The organism is Sulfitobacter sp. (assembly GCF_036960155.1).
GTDB lineage: Bacteria > Pseudomonadota > Alphaproteobacteria > Rhodobacterales > Rhodobacteraceae > Sulfitobacter.
Window position 1 is genome coordinate 32,200 of record NZ_JBALWB010000022.1, and the last position, 23,227, is coordinate 55,426.

General features: G+C 50.8%; 19 protein-coding genes and 2 rRNA genes. 13 read left to right on the top strand and 8 right to left on the bottom strand.

Annotated elements, in window-relative coordinates; all coding sequences use genetic code 11:
• Position 1: 1 nt before the first annotated feature.
• The gene (locus tag V7775_RS23550; protein WP_335754386.1) at positions 2-1,252 is read right to left on the bottom strand and encodes a cation:proton antiporter domain-containing protein; all 1,251 of its coding nucleotides are present in this window, start codon (positions 1,250-1,252) and stop codon (positions 2-4) included.
• 210 nt (positions 1,253-1,462) lie between these two features.
• Complete coding sequence (locus V7775_RS23555) at positions 1,463-1,888, bottom strand: hypothetical protein (protein ID WP_335754387.1); 426 nt, start codon at positions 1,886-1,888, stop codon at positions 1,463-1,465.
• A 279-nt stretch (positions 1,889-2,167) separates the two neighbouring features.
• Between V7775_RS23555 and V7775_RS23560 the strand changes: the two genes are divergently transcribed.
• From V7775_RS23560 to V7775_RS23595, 8 genes are all read left to right on the top strand, one after another.
• A complete protein-coding gene (locus tag V7775_RS23560) occupies positions 2,168-2,611 on the top strand; it encodes a DUF6789 family protein (RefSeq protein WP_335754388.1) in 444 nt (147 codons plus the stop codon).
• Between the two features lie 200 nt (positions 2,612-2,811).
• Positions 2,812-3,414, top strand: a complete 603-nt coding sequence (locus V7775_RS23565; protein WP_335754389.1) for an RNA polymerase sigma factor — start codon at positions 2,812-2,814, stop codon at positions 3,412-3,414.
• Positions 3,411-3,719 carry an anti-sigma factor family protein gene (locus V7775_RS23570; RefSeq protein ID WP_335754390.1) on the top strand — a complete coding sequence of 103 codons (309 nt, stop codon included), beginning with the start codon at positions 3,411-3,413 and terminating at the stop codon, positions 3,717-3,719. The genes V7775_RS23565 and V7775_RS23570 overlap by 4 nt, the downstream gene beginning before the upstream one ends.
• Positions 3,720-3,824: 105 nt before the next feature.
• Entirely contained in the window at positions 3,825-4,970 is a 1,146-nt protein-coding gene (locus tag V7775_RS23575) for an MFS transporter (RefSeq protein WP_335754391.1), read from the top strand.
• A 76-nt stretch (positions 4,971-5,046) separates the two neighbouring features.
• On the top strand, positions 5,047-5,829 hold the full coding sequence (locus tag V7775_RS23580) for a 3-hydroxybutyrate dehydrogenase (RefSeq protein WP_335754392.1): 783 nt from the start codon (positions 5,047-5,049) through the stop codon (positions 5,827-5,829).
• Between the two features lie 31 nt (positions 5,830-5,860).
• Positions 5,861-6,739: a hypothetical protein gene (locus V7775_RS23585; RefSeq protein WP_335754393.1), complete on the top strand. Its 879-nt coding sequence runs from the start codon at positions 5,861-5,863 to the stop codon at positions 6,737-6,739.
• A gap of 64 nt (positions 6,740-6,803) precedes the next feature.
• Positions 6,804-7,844: a patatin-like phospholipase family protein gene (locus V7775_RS23590; RefSeq protein WP_335754394.1), complete on the top strand. Its 1,041-nt coding sequence runs from the start codon at positions 6,804-6,806 to the stop codon at positions 7,842-7,844.
• A gap of 4 nt (positions 7,845-7,848) precedes the next feature.
• The gene (locus V7775_RS23595) at positions 7,849-8,610 is read left to right on the top strand and encodes an NAD(P)H-hydrate epimerase (protein ID WP_335754395.1); all 762 of its coding nucleotides are present in this window, start codon (positions 7,849-7,851) and stop codon (positions 8,608-8,610) included.
• A 164-nt stretch (positions 8,611-8,774) separates the two neighbouring features.
• Here the strand turns inward: V7775_RS23595 and V7775_RS23600 are convergent, their stop codons facing one another.
• The 4 genes from V7775_RS23600 to V7775_RS23615 all read right to left on the bottom strand — a co-directional run bounded on the left by V7775_RS23600 (position 8,775) and on the right by V7775_RS23615 (position 13,365).
• A complete protein-coding gene (locus V7775_RS23600; RefSeq protein ID WP_335754396.1) occupies positions 8,775-9,872 on the bottom strand; it encodes a helix-turn-helix domain-containing protein in 1,098 nt (365 codons plus the stop codon).
• A 170-nt stretch (positions 9,873-10,042) separates the two neighbouring features.
• Entirely contained in the window at positions 10,043-11,014 is a 972-nt protein-coding gene (repB, locus tag V7775_RS23605; protein ID WP_335754397.1) for a plasmid partitioning protein RepB, read from the bottom strand.
• Positions 11,014-12,198, bottom strand: coding sequence for a plasmid partitioning protein RepA (gene repA / locus V7775_RS23610; protein ID WP_335754398.1), 1,185 nt, complete (start codon positions 12,196-12,198; stop codon positions 11,014-11,016). The genes repB and repA overlap by 1 nt, the downstream gene beginning before the upstream one ends.
• 552 nt (positions 12,199-12,750) lie before the next feature.
• Entirely contained in the window at positions 12,751-13,365 is a 615-nt protein-coding gene (locus V7775_RS23615; RefSeq protein ID WP_335754399.1) for a phenylacetaldoxime dehydratase family protein, read from the bottom strand.
• A gap of 644 nt (positions 13,366-14,009) precedes the next feature.
• Here V7775_RS23615 and V7775_RS23620 point away from each other — a divergent pair.
• The 5 genes from V7775_RS23620 (at position 14,010) to V7775_RS23640 (ending at position 21,770) form a co-directional block, all read left to right on the top strand.
• On the top strand, positions 14,010-14,684 hold the full coding sequence (locus V7775_RS23620; protein ID WP_335754400.1) for a hypothetical protein: 675 nt from the start codon (positions 14,010-14,012) through the stop codon (positions 14,682-14,684).
• A gap of 183 nt (positions 14,685-14,867) precedes the next feature.
• A complete protein-coding gene (locus V7775_RS23625) occupies positions 14,868-16,424 on the top strand; it encodes a phosphate ABC transporter substrate-binding/OmpA family protein (protein WP_335754401.1) in 1,557 nt (518 codons plus the stop codon).
• Positions 16,425-16,512: 88 nt separating this feature from the next.
• Positions 16,513-17,544 carry a hypothetical protein gene (locus V7775_RS23630; RefSeq protein WP_335754402.1) on the top strand — a complete coding sequence of 344 codons (1,032 nt, stop codon included), beginning with the start codon at positions 16,513-16,515 and terminating at the stop codon, positions 17,542-17,544.
• An 8-nt stretch (positions 17,545-17,552) separates the two neighbouring features.
• Positions 17,553-18,695 (top strand): TRAP transporter substrate-binding protein, encoded by a 1,143-nt coding sequence (locus V7775_RS23635; RefSeq protein ID WP_335754403.1) that lies wholly within the window; start codon positions 17,553-17,555, stop codon positions 18,693-18,695.
• A gap of 282 nt (positions 18,696-18,977) precedes the next feature.
• Positions 18,978-21,770 (top strand): bifunctional aconitate hydratase 2/2-methylisocitrate dehydratase, encoded by a 2,793-nt coding sequence (locus tag V7775_RS23640; protein ID WP_335754404.1) that lies wholly within the window; start codon positions 18,978-18,980, stop codon positions 21,768-21,770.
• Positions 21,771-22,505: 735 nt separating this feature from the next.
• Here V7775_RS23640 and rrf read toward each other — a convergent pair.
• Positions 22,506-22,620 (bottom strand): 5S ribosomal RNA (rrf, locus tag V7775_RS23645).
• A gap of 128 nt (positions 22,621-22,748) precedes the next feature.
• Positions 22,749-23,227: ribosomal RNA gene (locus V7775_RS23650) — 23S ribosomal RNA — on the bottom strand; the annotation flags it as partial.

Here is a 23,227-nt window from a genome sequence, read left to right on the forward strand (position 1 = left end):
GTCATTTATTTTTAGTAATGATTGGCTTTGCAGTTGCCTCAACTGTTTGTGTCTCAGCCACATCACCCATGTCCGCAGTTTTTGCACCGTACCATTTGGCAGCAGGAGCGGCACTAAATCCATGCAACAAAGCACTTATCCACACCGCGTTCACGGCAATGTGTAAAATCTGCTCGCCAAATTCATGGGATATTTGATCAACAACCAACAATGCGAAAAGCGCGGTCGCCAATCCTCGTGGTCCAAACCAGCCAAAGAATAGTCTTGTTATGGGCGCGGCATCTGTCCCAATGAGGGAGAGCCAAATAGCAACGGGGCGTACCACAAATAGGCTCAGCAAGATCAGCGTGAGCATTTGCCAAGTGAGATGCGCTACCGCGTCAGGCACCAGTGCAGCACCTAGTAACAAGAATGCCGCCCAAGCCAGCAGCTGGCCTTCACTTTCAGTGAACTCAAAGATGAACTTACACGCACCCTTGACGATACCACCAAATGCCAAGCCCGCAACAAAGGCTGAGATAAATCCGTTGCCACCGACTTGAACCGCGGCAAGATAGGCCGCACCCGCCAACGCCAGCGCGCCAACGCCTTCGTAAATCTCGGAGGTTGTACCATGCGCCTTTGCACGCAGCAGAACCCATCCGCCAAATGCTCCAAACAAGCCGCCAACCAAAGGCCCGAGCAAAATTTGTTTAGCACCAAAGATCAACCACTCGCTGCCGTTTGCAGCACTTTCTGCTTCCGTCAGACTGGCGAAAAACAGGACAACTGGCAGTGCCAATCCATCGTTCAACCCACTCTCAACCGTTAGTGCACGACGTGGGCGCAAAGGAACATTGGGATTGGTCACAACAGCCTGACCAAGTGCTGCATCCGTAGGTGCCAAGATCGCCGCAGCCAAAGCAACAGCGGCAAAAGGCCATGCCGGAAAAAGGAAAAAGCCAACCATAGAACCAATAGCGATCGATGTGGGCAGGCCAATCAACAACATCCGTGTTGGCCAGACATGCTTTTTCCTGAGCGCGACCAAGTCGATTTGGGCGGCGTCCAAAAACAAAAGTATAACAAGAGCGACCTCTGCCACGGGGTGCAGCAGCACTTCCATATCATGCTCAGACAGGAGGCCTGTCAGGGACAAAGCAACACCAACAGAGATAAAGACCATCGGCGCAGTCAGCACAGAAGACGAAAGGCGCTGCGCGATCATTGAGTACCCAACGGTAACCACGCAGACAATTAAAAATCCTGTCACTGTTCTAGGTTCCTTTGGGTTGCACAAAAGTTGCCAGCAGAAGATATGATCAAGTTCCGTCGCGTAATATAAAACAATAGCATCTTATCGGCCGATTCTAGTTAAAAAAGGGGAATGACTTCTTCGTCGGATGCATACCGCTCAGCGCCCGCAGCTCTCAGATACGGGCACGTCAGCCAGCTTACCAGTTGGGCATCCTCACTTCTTGGATTATTCAGTTCGCGAACCAAGGAAAGTTTGAAGGTGTCTCTCCATCAGATCAAGATAGGTTTTATGCATCTCTTGTGTTGCCACGAACGTGGTTAAAACATGCTCCGTCGATCTGTCAACAATCAGCCGAAATGCTTCTTTTGCCACTTCTGGGGTCGGGCTGCTCTTCTTTTCAACCAAACCTTGTATGTCGTTAAAAGATCGGCTCACGGCGTCAGATTGAAGGTTGATCAGCTTTTCAACTGAGTACATCGCGACCTGGCTCGACTGCATAAGGAACGGGCCACTCAACGAAGTGTAGGTCGCAAATTCAGAAAAACCCTTTGAAGCGGCAGACATCGCGGTTTCAGATTCTTCTTTCGAAGTCATGGCAAAACCTGATTTGGCTTTCTTCGGCGCACTGCTCTTATTAATAGCTTTTGACATGGTTGACCTCACAAATGCTTTTGGGCGTTTAATTGTTAGATGCTGCAACTCTCCAAACGTTACGCATGATTCAACATCAGGAATGATCTAGCGAAGTACGACAAGGCATGAGGTCTTGGGATAAGGCCCAGATCGGCCACTGCAGCGTCTTCTCATCGCCTTTTCTAATTCCCGCCTGTAACCTTTGACCGCCTCCGTACATCTAAGTATAGTAGGTTCTTCGAAAGCGTTGGAAACCTGACAGAACCCTAAAAATTGATAACACGAAGGAAAAAGAGCATGTCTCAACTCATTAAGACTATCTGGCAGGAACGCAGTAATTGGCTCATAGCGGGCATTGGCGCGACCATTGTCCTAACAATCTTTATGGAAGGTGTCGCTCGGTTGGTTCTTGGGGGACCGATGAAGCCTGCCGCCATGATTTGTGCGATACTTGGCCTAGACAGTTCCTATCTGTGGCTTGGAGAAATCCTCCACTACGCAACTGGACTGATCGCCTTTCCTATCGGATTCATCTTGATCTGCACCATTCTTAAACTACGCCCAGCAACCGGCACTGGTGTGTTATGGGGAGTTGCCTTATGGGCCATCGCCGGGATCGTTTTGGTGCCGTTATCTGGCGGGGCCTTTTTCTTTGGGTTTGGTAAAACGATGATAGCGTCTTTAGTCGCACATCTGGCCTATGGCGCAACTTTGGGATTCTTGTATCAACGCCGCAGCTGAACACGGCACCAAAAAAACGTCGTGACCTCACACTTCGCCAGCACGGCTTTTCAACTCATGGCTGAATTTGACCAGCCATGAGATCTCTTTTTGCATCACATTAAGTTGAACAGAGTTTACAATTCGAGAGCAACAAGCTTCTTTAACGGTGCCTCAATTAGCGTAAGGGGGGTAGGAACAAACGCCGGAAGAAGGTCTCTTTGACAGAACAACCAGACACCCACGGTCTAAGCTCTAGCAGTTCTCAAGACGATGAGGCCTCCGTGGCGTTCGAAAAGCTGGTTCGAGAGAATATCAGTTGGATGCTGGCGCTTGCCAACAGAATGCTGAGCGATAAGGCGAAGGCCGAGGATGCTGTTCAGTGTGCGTTCGCAAACATCCACAAGGGTCTTAAAGGGTTTGAGAAACGAGCTTCTCTAAGAACCTGGATGCACCGGATTGTCGTCAACGAAGCCTTGATGGTTCTGCGGAAATTTAGACGTTTGAATGAACAGTCTCTTGATGGGTTATCGCCAAAGTTCGATACAAATGGATGCCGCATTGTCACCGAAGCTGTTACTTGGGACACTCCTGAGACAAAGCTGACGTCTCAACAAACATTTACCATCGTCCGAAGCGAAATTAATTCACTGCCTGAGACCTACCGACTTGTTTTGGTCCTCCGGGACATCGAAGGAATATCAACTGTAGAAGTGGCTAAAATATTGGGTGTGACCGAAGCCAATGTCCGCGTAAGGCTCCACCGTGCACGGGCTGCCTTAAAAAAGCAACTTGAACCGTTGATTTCAAGGGGTGCATTATGAACGCGCTGATAGAACGTGGCAGGCGGCGTATTCAAGGAGTGTTATTCAGACTTCCTGGCATGATTACCTGCGAAGTATTCGAAGACTTCATTCTCGCCTATCTTGAAGACGAGCTACCTGCCTCCAAACGGCGACTTTTTGAGACGCATCTGAAAGTGTGCAAATCGTGCCGGAGATATTTAGCCGACTACCGTAAAGCATTGGCAGCGACAGCGGCCCTTTTAGAAGAAGAAAAGGCCACCCTTGAAAGGGTTCCTGAGGATCTAGTTGCCGCGATTCTAGCTTCGCGTACTCCCGAAGACTGAATAAATCGTTCTCAAAACGATTTTCTGTAACGTTTATGATCAACCAAGCATCGAAGTAAGCGTAAGCAGCGCCGATGCGCTGTCCTTTTTTGGGATTGGCGCGCGATGTTTTCGAGAACTATAACAATTGGCCTACTCAGTTTTCTGACCTTGATTGACCTCTTCGGCTCTCAAGCAATTCTCCCACAACTGACCACCTACTTTGGCACCGATCCTGCATCCATGGGTCTAGCCGTGAATGCATCTACGTTTGGAATGGCTGCAGCTGGTCTGATCGTGGCGCTGTTGAGCCGGCGCATCGACCGCGTCAAGGGCATCTGGCTAAGCCTTGCTTTGCTGTCCATCCCGACATCCCTGCTTGGTTTTGTAGACGACTTGACCCTCTTCACATGGTTGCGCATTGCCCAAGGAGCCCTCATGGCCACGGCCTTCACCCTCACCATGAGCTATCTGGCAGAAGAATGCAGTGCAGCTGAGGCCGCCGGTGCTATGGCCGCATATATCACTGGTAATGTTCTCTCGAACCTCATCGGTCGATTAATGGCGGCAAATTTTGCTGATTGGTTTGGTCTTTCAATCAGCTTTTGGCTTTTTGCTCTACTCAATCTCGCTGGCGCCCTGCTCGCCTATTTGTGCCTTGCCAAGACAGCCCCGCGAACGTCCAATTCGGATGGTCCATCGGTCATGCAAGTTTGGAAAATCCATCTAACCAATCCCCGCCTACAGGCCAGTTTCGTGCTAGGCTTCTTGATCCTGTTCATTTTCTTGTCCGTATTCACATATGTTAATTTTGTCCTGTCGGCGGCGCCATTCTCTCTCAGTGGAAACCAGCTTGGTCTGGTCTATTTGGTCTTCCTTCCCGCGGTTTTTACAACGCCTTTAGCGGGTAAGATGGTTTCAAGTCGTGGCACCTACATCGCTTTCGTGATGTCGATGACAATGGCATTCTTCGGTCTCCTCGCCCTCCTCACCAGTTCCCTCACCCTGTTGATACTGGGGCTCGCCGCAATTGGTGTTGGTACGTTTTGTGCCCAAGCGGTTGTATCGGGTCAGATCGGCACCGTTGCGACGGCAGACAGGGCAACAGCGAGTGGGCTGTATCTGACCAGCTACTACTTTGGCGGTCTAGTGGGCGCCGCCGTGATCGGACGCGTATTCACGGCAAGCGGATGGAACAGCGCTGTATACCTTCTCCTTGCAGTCACAGCCGCATCGTTGATCGCCGCCCGCCCCCTCAACCGCCCGGTATAAATCGCAACCAATAAATCATTGGCGTTGCCCAGTATTGGGCCTCGTCTCAGTCATCATCTACATACGGAGTACCAAAATGAACGAAACAAAAACTGCAGTCGTCACAGGATCCTCCAGCGGCATTGGCCTAGGCATCGCCAATGGTCTCGCCGCTTCGGGGATGAATATCGTGATGAACGGTATCGAAGCGCCCGAAGAGGTTGAACAGGCACGTAAAAGCCTCGAAACCGATCATGGTATAAAGGCGATCTATTCACACGCCAATATGATGACACCAGAAGGTGCCGCAGAGCTGATTGCGTTAGCCGAGGAAACCTTTGGCAAGATCGATGTGTTGGTCAACAATGCAGGCATTCAGTTTGTCTCCCCAGTTGAGGATTTTCCTGACGATAAATGGCAAGCGATCATCAACCTGAACCTCTCTGCTGCTTTCTACACTACCAAAGCCGTTGTTGGCGGCATGAAGGAACGTGGTTGGGGCCGCATCATTAACATTGCGTCCGCGCACGGGTTGGTCGCGTCTCCCTTCAAATCAGCCTACGTCGCAGCAAAACACGGTATCATTGGCTTAACAAAGACTGTCGCATTAGAGGCTGCTGAACATGGCGTGACAGTCAATGCGATCTGTCCTGGCTATGTCTGGACGCCTCTTGTGGAAAAACAAATACCAGACACGGCAAAAGCACGCGGCATGACCGAAGAACAGGTCAAGCGCGATGTCCTGTTGGCCGCACAACCAACCAAGCAATTTGCAACAGTAGAAGAAATGGCCGCCGTTGCCGTTTTCCTATGCTCAGACGGCGCAAAATCTATCACCGGTTCAGCCCTGCCAGTTGATGGCGGCTGGACAGCCCATTGAATAGCTAAAGCACGTAAAAAAGGACCATCACATGAAACCGTTCTACATGATTACCGCTCTTGCAATCGGCGTGGCTGGTGCAGCTGTTGCCTACGACCTGTCAGACGTCAAAACCAAAGACATTCTTGGCCTAACCGGACCCACAAAAGGGGAAAAACTTAAGCCAGTAGTGATTGCGACCCAGCCGCTTGGGGCTGAGGGCATTCCTGAACTGGCCGGACGCAATCTGCGCACGCGTTTCTGGGCCATCGGTGGACCTGACGGAGTTGTTCCGATCCACGAGCATTCGAACCGTCCGGCAATGTTTACGGTCGCATCCGGCGAAATCTACGAATACTCCAGCCTCGAAAACAAACCGATCCTTCATAAGACTGGCGGATTGGCCAAAGAGACCGGTGAACTGGCCCATTGGTGGCACAATGCAGGCACCGAAACAGTGCATCTAATAGCTTTCGACGTACAACCCGTTGCCAAAGATTTTGCAGCTGTCGTTGTCGATCCGATGCCAGCCCACGTCAAATTTGATCTTCCCGTTGCTATCGGTGCTCAGCACGACCTTTTGGGCGTTGTCGACCTTGGTGCCCATTTTGCTGGTGCCTACGGTGCAGGCTGGGCGCTGACGACTTACCGCACAACGATTGCTCCTGGCGGAATATTCCCCGATTTTACAGGACCGGGCGAACCATTGCAGGCATTTGTATGGTCAGGCGAAGTGCAAGAGCATCGCTCAGATATCGCAACGCCAATCACTCTGACAGAACATAACGGCAGCAACCTAGCCAACGGTGCTACTGGCTATTGGGAAAACACTGGTAACGTCGATGCAGAGCTTTATTTTGGGGTAGTCGAACCCTTGAGCGAAGTTGCAGGCATCAAACCAGTTGGAGTTCTGGCGCATGGCGAACACTAAACCTGCAAACGGCTCACAACCGCCAAATAGACACACGACAAACCCTTCAAAAAGGACATCACAGATGGCCAAGACCAAAAAGATCAATCTCGCGCTTCAGGGCGGGGGATCACACGGTGCTTTCACTTGGGGTGTCCTTGATCAAATGTTGGAAGACGGACGTTTGGAATTCGAGGCAATTTCTGGCACCTCCGCCGGGGCCATGAACGCTGTCGTGTGTGCCGATGGAATGGTGCGGGGTGGCAATGAGGGTGCCCGTGAAGCGCTAGAGCATTTTTGGTCGGAAATGAGCAAATCCGCCGAGAATAGCCCGATCAAACGCGCCCCGTTTGACATGTTCATGGGAAACTGGACCCTTGAAAACTCGCCCGGGTATCATTTCTTTGACGCGCTTTCGCGGATTGTTTCCCCTTACCAAACGAACCCGTTTAATATGAACCCTCTGCAAAAACTGCTCGAGGAAGTTGTAGATTTTGAAAGGGTGCGCGCCTGTGACCGGACCAAGCTCTTTATCTCTGCAACCAATGTTGAAACAGGGCGTGTAAAGGTCTTTGACCCCCATACACTAACCGCCGATATGGTTATGGCGTCGGCTTGTCTACCAATGGTCTTTCAAGCAGTGGAAATTGACGGCGTGCCGTATTGGGATGGCGGTTACATGGGTAATCCGGCGTTGTTTCCGTTCCACACCCAGACAGAATGCTCTGACATCGTCGTCATTCAAATCAATCCGGTTGAGCGATCAGGTGCGCCAAAGACTGCCCAAGACATCATGAACCGTGTTAACGAAATCAGCTTTAATTCCAGCTTGTTAAAAGAACTGCGTTCTATCGATTTCGTGTCGCGGCTCATTCGGGAAGGGAAGCTTTCGGATGACGAATACAGAGACACGCGCATTCATATCATCGAAAATCAAGATGTACTGCTCCCACTCGGGGCATCCTCGAAAATGAACGCTGAATGGGCGTTTCTAACGCACCTGCGGGACCTTGGCCGCGAAACAGCCAAAGTATGGCTCGACGAGAACTTTGATCATATTGGCAATAAGCCAACAGTAGATATTTCCAAACTGTTTCAAGGCATCGGCCCCCAACATCAAGGCTAATAATATGGTTCCGCATTTTTCAAATGTAGGCCCCCTACCCGAGGTCGACACTCAAACAATGATCGAAGTCGACAGACTGATGATGGAAGAATTTCAGATCAGCCTGTTTCAAATGATGGAGAATGCGGGACGATGTCTTGCCGTTCTGGCGCGCGAAATTGCCTTGGATGGCGCGCCAGAAGATAAACGTGTTGTCGTCCTCGCAGGAGGTGGTGGCAATGGTGGCGGTGCTTTAACCGCAGCACGGCGCTTGGCCACGTGGGGCGCAAAGGTCTGTGTTGTAACTGCACAGGGCCGTGACCGGATGGGCGACGTGCCAAAGGCCCAACTGGATACTCTTTTAGGACTCGAGAACGTTGTTGAAATGTCCGTTGAAGACATCGGAGTACCTGTAGATGTCATTCTTGATGGGCTTATTGGTTACAGCCTGAAGGGCTCTCCCAGAGGGCCTGCCGCAAGGTTGATTGAATGGGCCAACAACCACCGGGCACCTACGTTAGCGCTGGATGTACCATCGGGATACGATGCCAGTAACGGAACCATAAATGAACCTGCAATTCAGGCCGCTGCAACGCTAACAATTGCGCTGCCAAAACTGGGGATGCAAACCAGAGGCGCAACTAGCCACATAGGGACACTGTATTGTGCTGATATAAGCGTCCCGCCTCAGCTGTATCAATGCCTAACACCAAGGCTAGACCTTGCCCCTATTTTCCAGAGAAGTGACATCTTATGTGTCCGCTCTGCTTTTCATCAAGAGCTCTAGCTGTTTCTATGGAAATAAGACCACTTTCCTTATGGGTTGTCAGGTATGGCGCCATTACCAGTGCTTTTAGCACGCTAGTATCAGCGTTGCCCGACACTGACTATCGTTGATAACGCGGTGAGGATAACCTCCCTTAGTATAGATCTGTCCAATGGATAAGTTGTTTAAAAACTGGAGGCTGCTTTGAAAGAGGTATAGTGATCTGTACCCTTGTTTGATTTTGGCTTCTTTAAGAGTGTGCGCCACTCTAGGTTGTTATTGGAAAGGTCTTGCACCAGTTTGAAAGCGTACCCACGGTGGTTCTGGATCGTATGCAAGCGCTCCATCAGGTAGCCTAGGATCATAAAGCTTATGGTTGGACCAAAGTCTTTTATCGCAAACCAAGTGTTCCCCAAATTGAGCTGGCCTGCAATTTGATCCATTATATGGCGACATTCATTTGGGTTCGTTGCAAACCTAAGTTCGGCACAAAGGGCTGGATAGGAACGCTCGATCTCTTCTTGATCAATCTCTATCTCAGCAGACTTGCTTTCTACTACAAACTGAATCTTATTAGTCTCTTTGTGCCCCTCAACCTTATGGGCAGTGGCCCGCAATTTGTTGGTTTCTCTATGGCCGATCTTTGAGATTTCCACAGTGATTTCTGCCAGCAAATTGTCCAGCGCAGCCCTGTTTGGCTGCCGTCTTAACAGATTACGGGCTTTCGAGAGTAACGTTTCGTTCCAGTCTTTTGGTAAAAGTAGTTCTTTGAGGTTCGTTAGGGCAAGCGAACACTTATCTTTTAGGCGGGCAAGTTCGTTTTTCTGATCTTGGAATGTTTCGGCCATGTCCATAAATTCAGGGTGACGCTCTGTTAGGGGCAGGAGTGATAGGCCTGTTGCAAGGACGATGTTGCCTTGACGATCCCGACGCGCCCAACGCTTTCCATTACCGCTCGATCTCCGCATCAGGAGGCCTAATGACACTAACTTTGTGATGTGGCGTTCAACGGTCTGGATGCTGACGTGGGCACGTTTTGCTAGGGATGCATTTGATGCAAAACAAATATGGGCATCATCGCGTTCGGCATTGATATTATCAACACGCAAAAATGAGATCATCGCCCTGAGAAGAGCGATGGATGTACCTTTTAATCCGAGAGGTTCACGGATGTCTTCGATTGTTTTGAGGAGATGCCATTTGCTTTGGACAATACCTCCCTGCCCCATCGCAAACTGTGATGAGCGTGCTCCAGCAGGAGCTATACCTTGAATTGGTTTCATATTTTGCCTGCAGGCAAAGATTTCCCGTTCGCCCAAGAGCGTTTTTTATTGCGTCGCGAATCGGTGGCTGCTACGATCTAGGTGTCTAATCTAAGAAGCGCATTTTGCGTTACAGCCCTCGAAGCTTCGGTTTCGGGGGTTTCTCTTTGCTTACGTTCTCCTTTGTTGTTCTATCTTTTGGTGTCATCCGCAGGATTTACAGCTGTAAACTCCTGATAGGATTTCTTGATGATGTCCTCGAGTTCACGGTCCAACCACTCAGCAAATGCTGCGTTTTCCCCTGCCCTTTTGATGGACATCGCGATTGTGGCGCGTCCTGACTTGATCGTAATGCCGGGTACTGGTGTTATTTCCCTGGCCTCATTTGGGCGTGCTCCTCGGCGAGCGATCTCTCTGAGGAGCTGCTCAAGACGGTCATCTGAGGTGAGACCGTCGTTCATCTTTGACAAGATCGATAAGGATGAGGTGGCGTTGACCTTATCGTTTATGAAGGCTTCTGCCAATGCGGTCCACTTTGGTCGACCCGATTTTGGAGCTGCCCCAATTTGATCTCCTAGGTTGTCAGGAACGTTGTCCGTTACCTTCGTAAGATGCGAGAGCCCCGACGCCGAGAGGCTTAGAACTTGACGGACAGTTTTAGTATTGTGGCCTGCAGTCTGAATAACAGCGGCAAATCGGGCCTTTTCATAAAACGACAAATTGCGCCGTGCCGCATTTTCCAAACCCTTGGCAAGCAGTGCAGATGCGTCATCAAGATCTTGAACGTTTGCACGGACTTTCAAACCCAACTCGCGGCACGCGCGCAACCTGCGGCGGCCATAGATGATTTCAAAGCGGCCTTCAGCCCCTGCCCTGCGGACTAAGATAGGAACTTGTTGACCGCCTTCCTTGATGCTGGACTTCAAGTTTTCAAAGCTGTCACCGTCATCCTCAGAGTTTACAGCTGTAAACCCGTCTAGCCGGTCTTTTGGGCCCCAGTCGTCAATTAAAGTTGGATCCAATTCGCGAATGGCTAATAATGAACCCTGCAAAGCACCCAAAGCTGGTGCTGTGGCTTTTGTTGCTGGGTCTCTTGGCTGGGGGCTTGAATCTGCAATGGTTTTGGCAATGCCTGATAGGTCCCGTAGTGATTTGCGTGCCATTAGGTGCGTCCCCATGCTTGGTGAATCATTGCTTCAACTTCGCTTCCAACTGCGTCCATGGATTGTTTGGCGCGGTCGTATGTTGCTCGTGTCATCTCTGATCGGATAACTTCGTAGATTGATTGTTTGAGCATCGTAGCATCACTAATAGCGGTACTTTTGAGGGCGGTTGCAGCCATGACGCGGTCCATGAAGAGCGCGCGCATAAAAGAGGTAAGCTGCTGTGATGGTACGTCTGTGGGTTCATCACGTGTGATCAGGAACTTGAAATGATCATACTGGAGCTCTGCTCCAGCGTCCTCGATAACACCCATGTAAGCGCCTGCGAGTTCCAAGAATTGGGCAGTGGAAGACACATCCAACATCGATGGCGTGAGGGGCACGATTAGAGACGTTGCTGCCGCCATTCCAGAGATCGTTAGGAAGCCAAGTTGTGGTGGGCTGTCCATTAAGACGATGTCGTATTGATCTTCAACCTGTGCCAACGCATTGCGGATGCGCAGGAAGAATGGCTGGTCGGGATTTGAATTTATTGCTGATTCAGTCTCGAACTCAGATAACAACAGACGAGAAGGTGCCAGTGACAATCCTGGAAAATACGTGGGCATAATGACGTCAGATAGCGGGACCGGATCATCGTATCGGATAGCGTCATATATTGTGAGGCCATCAAACTCGATTTCTGGATTTATGCCGCACATTGAGGTCAACGATCCTTGCGGATCTAGATCGACCACAAGCACCCTGTAACCATGGAGGGCCAGGTAATGCGCAAGGTGAATGGTTGATGTGCTTTTACTGCTGCCGCCTTTGAAGTTCATCAGCTGCCAAACCTGTAACCGCTCACCGTCCTTGCGACCGGGTAGATATCGACCTTTTGTGCGGGAGGTCTGCTCAAGGATTTGCCGCGCTTCCCATAGTTCCTGTGCGCTGTAGTGCCGACGGCCGGCGCGGATGTCTTTCGGTTCTGGAATGGTGCCCTCGCCATGGACTTTGCGCATGAACTGTCCGGATACACCAAGTAACTCAGCGGCCTCTGGCGCAGAGAAGACGCGCAAGGACTTGGTGTTGTCAGGAGCGAATGCGGAGAGTAGATGCTCTCTGATAGCGCGGTTCAACCGCTCGGAAATATCTGTCGCCAGTTCCGAAGGTCTGTCTGTTATTGTCGGTGTCGTGGGAATCATCTGGTTGCCCCAATTTGCTCAATGCGGCATTTTCTGCGCCACTTAACGGTAAAAGCGGCGATTCACTACTTAAAGTCAAGATTTTTCTTACATTTAGTGTCTAACGTTTGGGGTTCCGCAAGATAAGACACTAGCAACTACCGATCAACATGCCGGAAGTTTACAGCTGTAAACACCCAGGGCGGCAATTTGAATATGTGGTGAGCATAGCTTCTGGTGCTGGTCATCTGTTTAAAAGGCCCCGATAATCAGAAATATCAAGTTGGCTAAGCCACGGCAGTGAGTTGGTGATCACGGGATGAATGGCCTGCGTTTACATGAGATGTTGCGGTGTTTCTATAATGCCCGCAGCGTCAGGTTAGGCTTATCGGGTGACTGGTTGGTTTAACCGGATCGGCATGTTGTATTGTTTCCGATCGGGCAGGGGGCTAACATTTATCGAGACTGACAGGAATATATCTGTGCTGGATGCCTTCCTTTTAATTGCTTGGTTGAGCAGAAGTTTGAAGCCGACTAGGCCTTGGTCCGCAAGGTGGTTATGCGGATGCCATATCAGGCCAACACTTCGCCTGTGTTTTCTTCGAACATGGTTGCAGGCCCGTAATCGGGTGCAACTTTTCCACGACAATACCGTTTGCTTGCACATGAGGGTACGGTCACGCGCAGCCCCCAGTATCCGCTTTCGTCCATCGGATAAATACTGTGCATCGGGCATGTGGATAGGCTGCGAATGTACTTCTTAAAACTAATGGTTTCGCCGTGATCTTTTGTGAACCGAAAAGCCTCCCAAAAATATCCGGTATCTGCTTGCAGCTTGGCGGGATCTGCCCACCACGCAGCGACAAGGTCGGAGCATGCCCATGCCTCATATTTTTCGGGTGCCATCCAATAGGCTACTGCAAATAGGGTTGGTACACCTTCCGAGTCTAAATACTTAGCATAGTCGTAATGAACTGAACCGTTAGCGTCGGCAAAAAGGGCGCGGCTTGTGTCAAGGAACGTATTGAAGTTCCCTAGGGTTCCATCGTGATTTTGAACGCCGAGGTACAGCACTTGAACTTGTTTGGTATTGTTAGCCAGCTGTGCTGAATACCGTTGTGTCCCCGCGACATGCCCATCCGGCTTTTTCATAGGAAAAATGCGGTTTCGCGGAATTGTTTCTGACACGATAGGTTCCCTTGACGTTACTGATCTCAGCATCGCCAGTTGTTGTTTCATGGAATATCTTTCTGCAATGTGGGAAAACTTGTTCGCAGGCTGCGCGCTCTGAATGTGTAAAGAATGAACACAATCCCCTCATTCACATTGCCATCCGACTGCTGGACATTCCTTTTGCTTAGCTCTGTTTGCAAGTTATGTATCAAGCTGGGAGTAACCGCTTGCCAGTGTGTCAGTTTGATTTTGCCCAGGTTTTGTATTGACTGACAAAAGCAAATGTTGCTTGCAGAAAAAGCAGTCTAAAACGGGAGTATCCTACGCCAGACGTTGTGAAATTACCTATGCATCCCTTTGGCGCAGTTTTTTGCTTTGACCGCGTATGTCCAGCCATCTATAGGTGGTTTATGATACCATTTGTGGCGAAGCCACATATTGCTGCCGCAAAATATGGTACCATTGTTGGGGGGATGCCGTGAAGTTACCGACCGTGTGTGTCGTATTGTGTTGCGCCGTTAATTCGAGCGCGGACACCTTTTTTGTGCAATTTTGCACAGATAGCCACACCGTCGAGTAGTCATATTTCCCGAAATTTTTTAACGCCAGCTACCAACCTGATTTGCACCAGGTATGATAGAAGTAAGGACACAAAGACGATGAAACCCTCCTATATGGACGAAACACCACCTTCACGATTTGGGGGCCTAGGGGCAATGGTTGTCGCGGGATGTGTTGCCTTCATCTTGGGTATTGGTCTGAGCTTTGGCTACATTCAGTGGCAAGCCCAGCAGGCACAAATCCAGGAGCTTTCGCGAGCTTTGGAAAATATACAGCTGGCGACAAAAGAAGAAGAAGTTACCCGGGCCGAAAATGTAGATTTGCTTGATGCTATGCCAAAGGCTCTAGAGGAACCTGTAGTTGTTGCCGTGGTCATGCCAGAGCCTGTCATCAACGAAGTCGAAACAAGTGCTGAAATTTTCCGCGCATTGGTTGAAAAGGCATCTGCGCAAGACGTGACTGTGCCCGAAACGATCGCTGACGCAGAAGGTCTGCAAGTGATTGCGTTTGCCATTCAGGGCATGAACGAGCTGATCGATGCGGCAAATGCCGGTAATTTTACGGTGCGCAGAGAGCCAAATGGCGTTGATGGAGATGCTGGTCAGACACGCCTTCAATTTCCAGACCACGCTATAAGCCAAAGCCAGGTTGAACAACTGTTGGCGGTGGCTGCTGCCAAAGGAATGATTCCATACAATCAGGCTCAGAAAGAGAGCGATGGGTCATTTAATGGCCATGCTATCCTTCTCGATCTGGTGGCAAAGGCGTTATGAAGCCAGTGTAAAGCGGCTGAACCAGTTCCTCACTCGCGAGGAATGTTTAGTGTCGTTAGTTCTCAGGCCAGACTGTGGTTTGTTGAGGCGAGTGTGAAGTACCAAAAGTCGCCAAGTGCGACACCCAATATGAACAAATGCTGCGGTTCAAATATCGCTTGAAGTAGAAACGGATTAGTTCAAATGAACCAACTTAAACAAAAGCTTGCCGTGGCATCATGTCTGATTGCTGTACCTTTCGCGCTTTTTGCGGACGAAGTGACATTATCTAGCCCGGATGGCAAAACATCGATCACAGGCGAGCTGCTGTCCTTTGACGACACGACATACGTACTGGACACAAGCATTGGCGAATTGCGCCTGTCGCGGGTCTGGACCATTTGTGAAGGCGAAGCATGCCCTGAACCCATAGCGGAGCTTGAGTTGGCGATTTTGGCCAATGGGCCTGAGACCAACAGCTTGCTGCAAGACTTGATCAATGGATTTGCATCAACGCAAGATTTGATTGGCTCACCTGTTGTCGACGCAACTGGGGCCGCATCAAGTATCGAGTTGCTGGACAGCGCTGGGACTGAGATTGAAGGAAACGTGGACATTACGGTGCAAGCAATCGGCACAGGTTTCGAAGAGCTGCGCAATGGCGCGGCTGACCTGTATCTGTCTACGACAGCTGTACCCGCCGAAATTGCGGATCAGGCCGTTTTGGCCGGTCAACCTGACCCACGCGGTCAAGGCCGTGAACGTGTAATCGCGCTGGACGCATTGGTGCCTATCGTGCACCCATCCAATCCCGTCAGGGCCGTGTCATTGGACGAGTTATCCCAGATTGCTGCGGGCCGTATCAAAAATTGGTCCGAAGTAGGGGGGAATGACGCTCCTATCCGTATGTTGTTGCCAGCAGAAGGGTCCACTTTGGCGGCAACCTTTGGTGAATTGGTGCTTGAACCGAACCGGGTGCGCCTGCGCCGTACCAGTGAGCGCGCTGAGAACGAAATTCAGGCCGTGGCAGCGGTTGTCGCGGATGTGAACGCGATAACGATCACCAGCAGATCAGGGAGCGGGGCGGCAGAAGTCTTGCCCATCCGTCAGTCCTGTGGACCGCTAGCTTACGCCAGTGATTTCGCTATTAAGGCGGAAGAATACCCTCTGAGCCAACGGGTCTACACCTACACAAGCGGTGCCGCGCAAACCTCGTTCAAGACAGATTTCCTTGAATATATGTCTTCAGAAGGCGCACAGACACTGATTGAAGGGGCAGGGTATGTTGACCAGACAATCGAACTGCAGCCCATTAGTGTGCAAGGGACACGTCTGACATCCGCAATCTTGTCGGCGGGGTCGGGTGTGGCATTAGAATTGGTGCAGAAGTTCGCACAAGATTTGACCTCTGCAGATCGCCTCTCCACAACGTTCCGTTTCACGTCAGCCTCCTCGGAGCTGGATTCAAAATCGCAGTCAGATGTTGAACGGATGGTTGCATACCTCAACACCGAAGAGGCGCGTAACCGTGAAATTTTGGTTATCGGATTTTCCGATAACGTTGGGCGATTTGATTTGAATGAACGTCTAGCTCTGTTGCGTGCAACAAGTGTGCGTGATGCTTTGGTTGCAGCCTCTGGGGGTGACGGTTTGACGGCACGTATTGCGATTTCGGCCTACGGCCCGCTCGCACCGGTTGGCTGTAACGACAGTGCAAACGGACGCGAAAGCAACCGTCGTGTTGAAATTTGGATGCGATAAACGCGCAGTTTATCATACGACAGCCTGATCTTACGAACACCCAAAGGCATTCTATCAGCCGCGCGCCCATAGTAAGGAATGATTTGATATGAAACGCAGAACACTTTTGGGCGCAGGTCTGGGCGTTGCGGCAGTTGCCGCCGCACCTGTTGCCGCTCAGGATCAGCTGTCACTGTCATTGGTTACAGATCGGATTGCTGCTGCCTCTGACCTGAGCGCGCGGATTTCGGCGATGTCTGGTGGGCGGATCACGGTTGAGGTTCGCGAGGCAGATTCGGATGCCGCCCCTGGCTTCCTGGATGATGTTTCAGGCGGTGCGGCTGATATGTATCTAACCTCCCAAGACGCATTTGTATCGCGCAACCCCGCATTTGGCCTATTTGCTGCGATGCCCGGCGGGATGAGCGCAAGTGAGCTGGAAAGTTGGATACTGGTCGGAGACGGGCAGCTTGTCTGGGATGCACTAGGTGAAGAATTTGGGATCAAATGCTTCATGGCCGGCGATGATGGGGCGATGCCTGTGTGGTCACGCGAACCGATTAACGGGTTGGCAGGCCTACAATCAGGTCCCGTTGGGTCGACGGGTCTGGGACTGCAACTACTTACTGAAATGGGTGTAGGAACCGTTGTGGACGTCATGTCAGGGGCTGACTACGGGCCACTGCTGGCCCTCGAGGGATTCAGTGCTGCGCAAATGGCGGCGTCCGGGCTATTGTCCAGCTTTCCGCACATGACAACACCAAATGCAGGTCGCCCTTCTGCAACACTTAGCGTGGGGGTGAACCTGTCGCGGTGGTCTTCACTTTCTGAAACGGACCGGTTCTTAATCGAACGGGGTATTATAGCCGAACACGGCACGCAACGCGCATTAGCGATGCACAACAACGTTGTGACGCTCGGCGAAGTTGGCCCTGCCGTAACGGCACATGAGATGCCACAGGACATTTGGGATGCGCAGATTGCTGCTGCCAATACTGTTCTGGCCAACATGTTTGATGCCGGCGATTTCGCAGCGGATGCCGCAGATGCGTATCTTTACTACATCGGTGATGTGGCCGGTTGGAGCGAGATTGGTGAAACCGCCTACTTTCTAGGCCGCAAAGAGGCGCTGTCCCAATGACCCACAAAATGACTTCAACTACGAGCCCCAACAGCTCAATCAAGTCTCAAAACCTATCGCGGCGCAAGGCGCTCATTGGTCTTGGTACGGCATTAACGGGTGCTGCGGCAATCGCGACACCAGCCATTTCTCAAGGCATCCCGCAGACGATCCGTATGGCCACATCATGGCCTCCAAACCTTGGCGGTCTGGCCGATAGTGCAGCACGGGTTGCCAAAGGGATTTCGCAGGGCAGTGATGGCCGTTTGAATGTAGAAATCCATACAGCGGGCAAGCTTGTGCCACCGTTGGGTGTACACGATGCCGCCGGCTCTGGCGAAATTGAAATGTATCATTCCGCGGAGTACTACTTTCAAGGCAAACACCGCGGGCTCAATTTTTTCTCTACTGTGCCTCTCGGCTTGACCTCTGTCGAGCAGATCGCTTGGTTGAGGTATGGTGGCGGACAAGAACTGTGGGATGAATTGAACGCAGGCTTTGGCGTAAAAGCCATGGCCACAGGTGGAACAGGCGTTCAGATGGGCGGCTGGTTCAATAAAGAAATCACTAGCATTGATGATTTCAAAGGCCTGACCATGCGGATGCCCGGCCTTGGTGCGCAGGTGATTGAACGCTTAGGTGCCAATGCTGTCTCGCTGCCTGGTGGCGGTATCGTGGATGCTTTATTTGACGGATCGATTGACGCTACTGAGTGGGTAGGGCCCTACAACGATTTGCAATTCGGTTTCCAAAAGCTGCTGAAGACCTATATTTACCCTGGGTTCCATGAGCCTGCTACAACTGCTTCAGTTGGTTTCAACCTCGACTTTTGGAATAGTCTTACTGAAAGTGACCAGCTTTTGATTTCCGGCGTGGTCGATGCAGAACTGACGTACCATACTGCTGACTATTACGGGAATAACGGCCTTGCATTGGTGCAATTGCTTGCAGAATCTGGGACTAAGCCCACCAAGCTTCCTGATGAAGTCTGGAATGAATTAGCACGGGTGTCATTTGAAGTAACAGCAAGCGTTGCAGAGGACGACGATATGGGGCGCCGAATTGTAGAAAGTTACGATGCGTATCGCGCTTTGGTCGGAAATGCAGGCCCAATGAGCCAAGCTGAATATCTGGCAAAACGCGGCGCCAAGGACTTATTTTCCGAGGTGTGATACTGATCTGAATCTCTGCCTTATGGTTCAAGGTTGTGTCACGAGAATCGTAGAGGAGTGCGCCACAGGTGCTTCAGCGTAATAACGCCATTAGAAAAGATGGATACATTTCGCGTCGGAAAATGATAGTTTGTCAAGAATGCGAGATGTCTTGTTACAACTCCTCATCTTGCAAGATTTAAGTCTTTAGTATACCATTGTATGCAATCGGAATGTATACCAAATGCCGTGTCGACCAGCGGGCGGTTAACACCTTAGAAACACTTAATAGTTGAGACAGCCATGAGCCTATATGCATCATACCTCGAAGAGATCGCAACACGCAAAAAACAGGGCCTAAATCCCAAGCCAATCGATGATGCGGCGCTGACAGATGAAATCGTCGCGCAAATCAAGGATGTTGAGCACGAACATCGGGCGGCGTCGCTGCAATTTCTGATTTATAACACCCTACCTGGTACAACCAGTGCTGCTGGCGCAAAGGCACAATTCCTCAAAGAAATCATTCTCAGCGAAACCGTCGTTGAAGAGATATCCGCAACCTTTGCCTTCGAGTTATTGTCACACATGAAAGGCGGACCATCTGTTGAGGTTCTGCTTGATCTGGCATTGGGGGATGATGCGTCGATCGCGGCGCAAGCGGGCGAAGTGCTCAAGACGCAATTCTTCCTGTACGAGGCTGACACTGATCGCCTCAAAGAAGCCCTTGCTGGCGGAAACACCGTCGCGCTGGACATTGTGCAGAGCTACGCAAAGGCCGAATTCTTCACCAAGCTTCCTGACATCGACGAAGAGGTCAAAGTCGTAACCTACATAGCGGGGGAGGGCGACATCTCGACTGATCTGCTATCCCCTGGCAACCAAGCGCACTCGCGCTCGGACCGGGAGTTGCATGGCAAATGTATGATCACCCCCGAAGCTCAGGTTGAGATCCAAGACCTGCAAAAGCAACACCCCGATAAACGGGTTATGCTGATTGCGGAAAAAGGGACCATGGGTGTGGGCTCCTCACGGATGTCTGGCGTCAACAACGTCGCCTTATGGACAGGTAAACAAGCCAGCCCCTATGTTCCTTTTGTGAATTTCGCGCCAGTCGTCGCAGGAACAAACGGCATCTCGCCCATCTTTCTGACGACTGTTGGTGTGACGGGTGGCATTGGTGTCGATTTGAAAAACTGGGTCAAGAAAGTGGACGCCGACGGCAACCCGATCATGAACAATGACGGCAATCCAATCCTTGAGCAAAAGTACTCCGTTGAAACAGGCACTGTTTTGACCATCAATACCAAAGAGAAAAAGCTGTTTGATGAAGCGGGTGCCCAAGAACTTGTGGACATGTCATCCTCCTTCACTCCGCAAAAAATTGAGTTCATGAAGGCCGGTGGGTCCTATGCGATTGTGTTCGGCAAAAAGCTGCAGACTGTTGCCTGTGAAATGCTGGGAATTGAACTTCAGTCCGCATTCGCGCCATCAAAGGAAATCACCCATCCGGGCCAAGGCCTGACAGCGGTTGAGAAAATCTTTAACGTAAATGCACTGGGGGTCACACCCGGTACTGTTTTGCTCGCTGGATCGGACGCGCGGGTCAGCGTGAACATCGTGGGTTCCCAGGACACTACGGGGCTGATGACGTCACAGGAACTGGAAGGCATGGCCGCCACGATCTTGTCGCCAACTGTGGACGGGGCCTATCAGTCTGGTTGCCACACGGCGTCAGTCTGGGATTTCAAAGCGCAGGAAAACACGCCGAAATTGATGGCCTTTATGCACAAATTCGGTCTGATCACCGCGCGCGATCCTAAAGGAGTATATCACTCCATGACGGATGTGATCCACAAGGTCCTAAACGATATCACGGTTGATGATTGGGCCATCATTATTGGTGGCGATAGCCATACACGCATGTCTAAAGGTGTTGCGTTTGGTGCTGATTCAGGCACCGTTGCCTTGGCTCTTGCGACGGGCGAGGCGACAATGCCAATCCCGGAATCTGTGAAAGTAACGTTTAAAGGCCGCATGGCTGACCACATGGATTTCCGCGATGTGGTGCATGCCACGCAGTCACAGATGCTCCAACAGTTCGGTGATAACGTGTTTCAGGGTCGGGTCATTGAGGTCCATATTGGCACTTTACTTGCAGATCAGGCCTTCACATTCACGGACTGGTCCGCTGAAATGAAGGCGAAAGCATCTATTTGCATTTCCGAAGATGCTACCTTGATTGCGTCACTCGAGATTGCGAAATCCCGCATTCAAATCATGATCGATAAAGGCATGGATAACGATGTTGAGATGCTTAAAGGATTGATTGCAATCGCCGACAAGCGCATCGCCGAGATCACGTCAGGTGAGAAGCCAGCGCTTACAGCGGACGACAACGCCAAGTATTTCGCTGAAGTTGTTGTTGATCTGGATGCCATTGTTGAACCGATGATTGCGGACCCCGACGTCAACAATGCCGACGTTTCCAAGCGGTACACACACGATACAATACGTCCCATTTCCTACTACGGTGCGAAAAAGAAAGTCGACTTGGGTTTTGTTGGTTCCTGTATGGTGCACAAGGGTGATGTGAAAATCGTAGCCCAGATGTTGCGTAACCTCGAAGAGGAATATGGCAAGGTCGAGTTCAAGGCTCCTCTGGTTGTTGCAGCACCGACCTACAACATCATCGACGAGTTGAAGGAAGAGGGAGACTGGGCGGTCTTGCAAAAGTACTCTGGGTTTGAGTTCGATGACGCGGCTCCAAAAGGCGATGCACGTACAGAATATGAAAACATCCTGTATCTTGAACGGCCGGGTTGTAACCTTTGTATGGGCAACCAAGAAAAAGCTGCAAAGGGTGACACTGTTTTGGCAACATCAACACGGCTCTTTAAGGGCAGGGTTGTGGAAGACGCTGATGGAAAGACAGGAGAGTCACTCCTTGCGTCAACGCCTGTAGTTGTCTTGGCCACAATTCTTGGACGCACGCCAACCTTGGAGGAATATAAGTTGGCTGTTAAAGGGATCGACCTGACCAAGTTCGCCCCACCACTTCAGAAACCAGTAGGCACGCAGTCTGCTCACTTCTAAAGCTGACATCCTTTAGATGAGAATCTAACTTGACCTTCTCGGTCATCCTTATGGCAATGGAATATTTGCCATAAGGGATTTGCGAGCGAAATCCATTAACAGCCCGTCTGTTAGTAGGTTTACAAACGACCTACGAACTCAAATGTTTGACAGATATCTTCAGCAGATGGAATATCGTGACGAAGGAACGATTGCAGAGACCGTCCTCGACGATCACAGCAGTGGAAGTTTGGGCTACCATCGAGGTTTCAACGATCTCCCAGCGATACTCCGGTCAAATCTTTTTCTAGCCTATCGCCTCGAAGAAGGGCTCAGGTCCTGCCATTAGCGGTTAGGGCCCGAGATGTCCCGACATTACCGCGGTGTCTTGGAACACAGCGTCTAGAAGGTCTGGATCGGTGTTTCGGTTACTGGCCGGAAACCTGCTTAGGAATGCATTCCGAGCTTGGAGTTCAGGTCTGCGGAACTGGGAGTTGGTTTTATCGAATGCGTGTTTGTACTCGAATTCAGTATTGATCTATTTATGGTCTGTATCAAGAGATGTGCATTACGAATACATAGACGATTCTGGTGTTCTTTCGGGGCACCGCTTACGATTTAGGTGGTATGCATATTTGATATTGTGATGATTTGTTTTGCTGATTACGAGACGTAGAAAAGCCGCTGAGTTTATCACTCAGCGGCTTTTTCTTATCTTTCATCGAAGAGAGATACGATAGTTATTGGACTTATTAGGTTTGGCGATGACCTACTCTCCCACGCCTTAAGACGCAGTACCATTGGCGCGGCGGCACTTAACTGCCGGGTTCGGGATGGGACCGGGTGTTTTGCTCGCGCTATGATCACCAAACCAAATAAATCCAATAACTATGTCCAAGTCAGTACAACTGATGTGTGTGTATGCTTTTGATAACGAGCCTCCAAAGGAGGTCACGCTGATCAGGAACAGTGAGGTGTTAAATCTCTCTGTTACTGGATCAAATCAAGCCTATCGAGCCATTAGTACCAGTCAACTGAACGTATTGCTACGCTTACATCTCTGGCCTATCGACGAGGTAGTCTACCTCGGCTCTCAGGGATACCTTGTTTTGAGGGGGGCTTCCCGCTTAGATGCCTTCAGCGGTTATCCTGTCCGATCATAGCTACTCTGCACTGCGGCTGGCGCCACAACAGATCCACCAGTGGATCGTTCACCCCGGTCCTCTCGTACTAGGGGCAACTCCTCTCAAGTATCCTACACCCACGGAAGATAGGGACCGAACTGTCTCACGACGTTCTAAACCCAGCTCACGTACCTCTTTAAACGGCGAACAGCCGTACCCTTGGGACCTGCTCCAGCCCCAGGATGAGATGAGCCGACATCGAGGTGCCAAACACTGCCGTCGATATGGACTCTTGGGCAGTATCAGCCTGTTATCCCCGGCGTACCTTTTATCCGTTGAGCGATGGCCCTTCCA

Excerpts from the sequence above, each read along its gene's own strand:
- V7775_RS23555 (WP_335754387.1), bottom strand. The coding sequence starts at position 1,888 with ATGTCAAAAGCTATTAATAAGAGCAGTGCGCCGAAGAAAGCCAAATCA.
- V7775_RS23560 (WP_335754388.1), top strand. The coding sequence starts at position 2,168 with ATGTCTCAACTCATTAAGACTATCTGGCAGGAACGCAGTAATTGGCTC.
- V7775_RS23570 (WP_335754390.1), top strand. The coding sequence starts at position 3,411 with ATGAACGCGCTGATAGAACGTGGCAGGCGGCGTATTCAAGGAGTGTTA.
- V7775_RS23575 (WP_335754391.1), top strand. The coding sequence starts at position 3,825 with ATGTTTTCGAGAACTATAACAATTGGCCTACTCAGTTTTCTGACCTTG.
- V7775_RS23580 (WP_335754392.1), top strand. The coding sequence starts at position 5,047 with ATGAACGAAACAAAAACTGCAGTCGTCACAGGATCCTCCAGCGGCATT.
- V7775_RS23585 (WP_335754393.1), top strand. The coding sequence starts at position 5,861 with ATGAAACCGTTCTACATGATTACCGCTCTTGCAATCGGCGTGGCTGGT.
- V7775_RS23590 (WP_335754394.1), top strand. The coding sequence starts at position 6,804 with ATGGCCAAGACCAAAAAGATCAATCTCGCGCTTCAGGGCGGGGGATCA.
- V7775_RS23595 (WP_335754395.1), top strand. The coding sequence starts at position 7,849 with ATGGTTCCGCATTTTTCAAATGTAGGCCCCCTACCCGAGGTCGACACT.
- V7775_RS23600 (WP_335754396.1), bottom strand. The coding sequence starts at position 9,872 with ATGAAACCAATTCAAGGTATAGCTCCTGCTGGAGCACGCTCATCACAG.
- repB (WP_335754397.1), bottom strand. The coding sequence starts at position 11,014 with ATGGCACGCAAATCACTACGGGACCTATCAGGCATTGCCAAAACCATT.
- repA (WP_335754398.1), bottom strand. The coding sequence starts at position 12,198 with ATGATTCCCACGACACCGACAATAACAGACAGACCTTCGGAACTGGCG.
- V7775_RS23620 (WP_335754400.1), top strand. The coding sequence starts at position 14,010 with ATGAAACCCTCCTATATGGACGAAACACCACCTTCACGATTTGGGGGC.
- V7775_RS23625 (WP_335754401.1), top strand. The coding sequence starts at position 14,868 with ATGAACCAACTTAAACAAAAGCTTGCCGTGGCATCATGTCTGATTGCT.
- V7775_RS23630 (WP_335754402.1), top strand. The coding sequence starts at position 16,513 with ATGAAACGCAGAACACTTTTGGGCGCAGGTCTGGGCGTTGCGGCAGTT.
- V7775_RS23635 (WP_335754403.1), top strand. The coding sequence starts at position 17,553 with ATGACTTCAACTACGAGCCCCAACAGCTCAATCAAGTCTCAAAACCTA.
- V7775_RS23640 (WP_335754404.1), top strand. The coding sequence starts at position 18,978 with ATGAGCCTATATGCATCATACCTCGAAGAGATCGCAACACGCAAAAAA.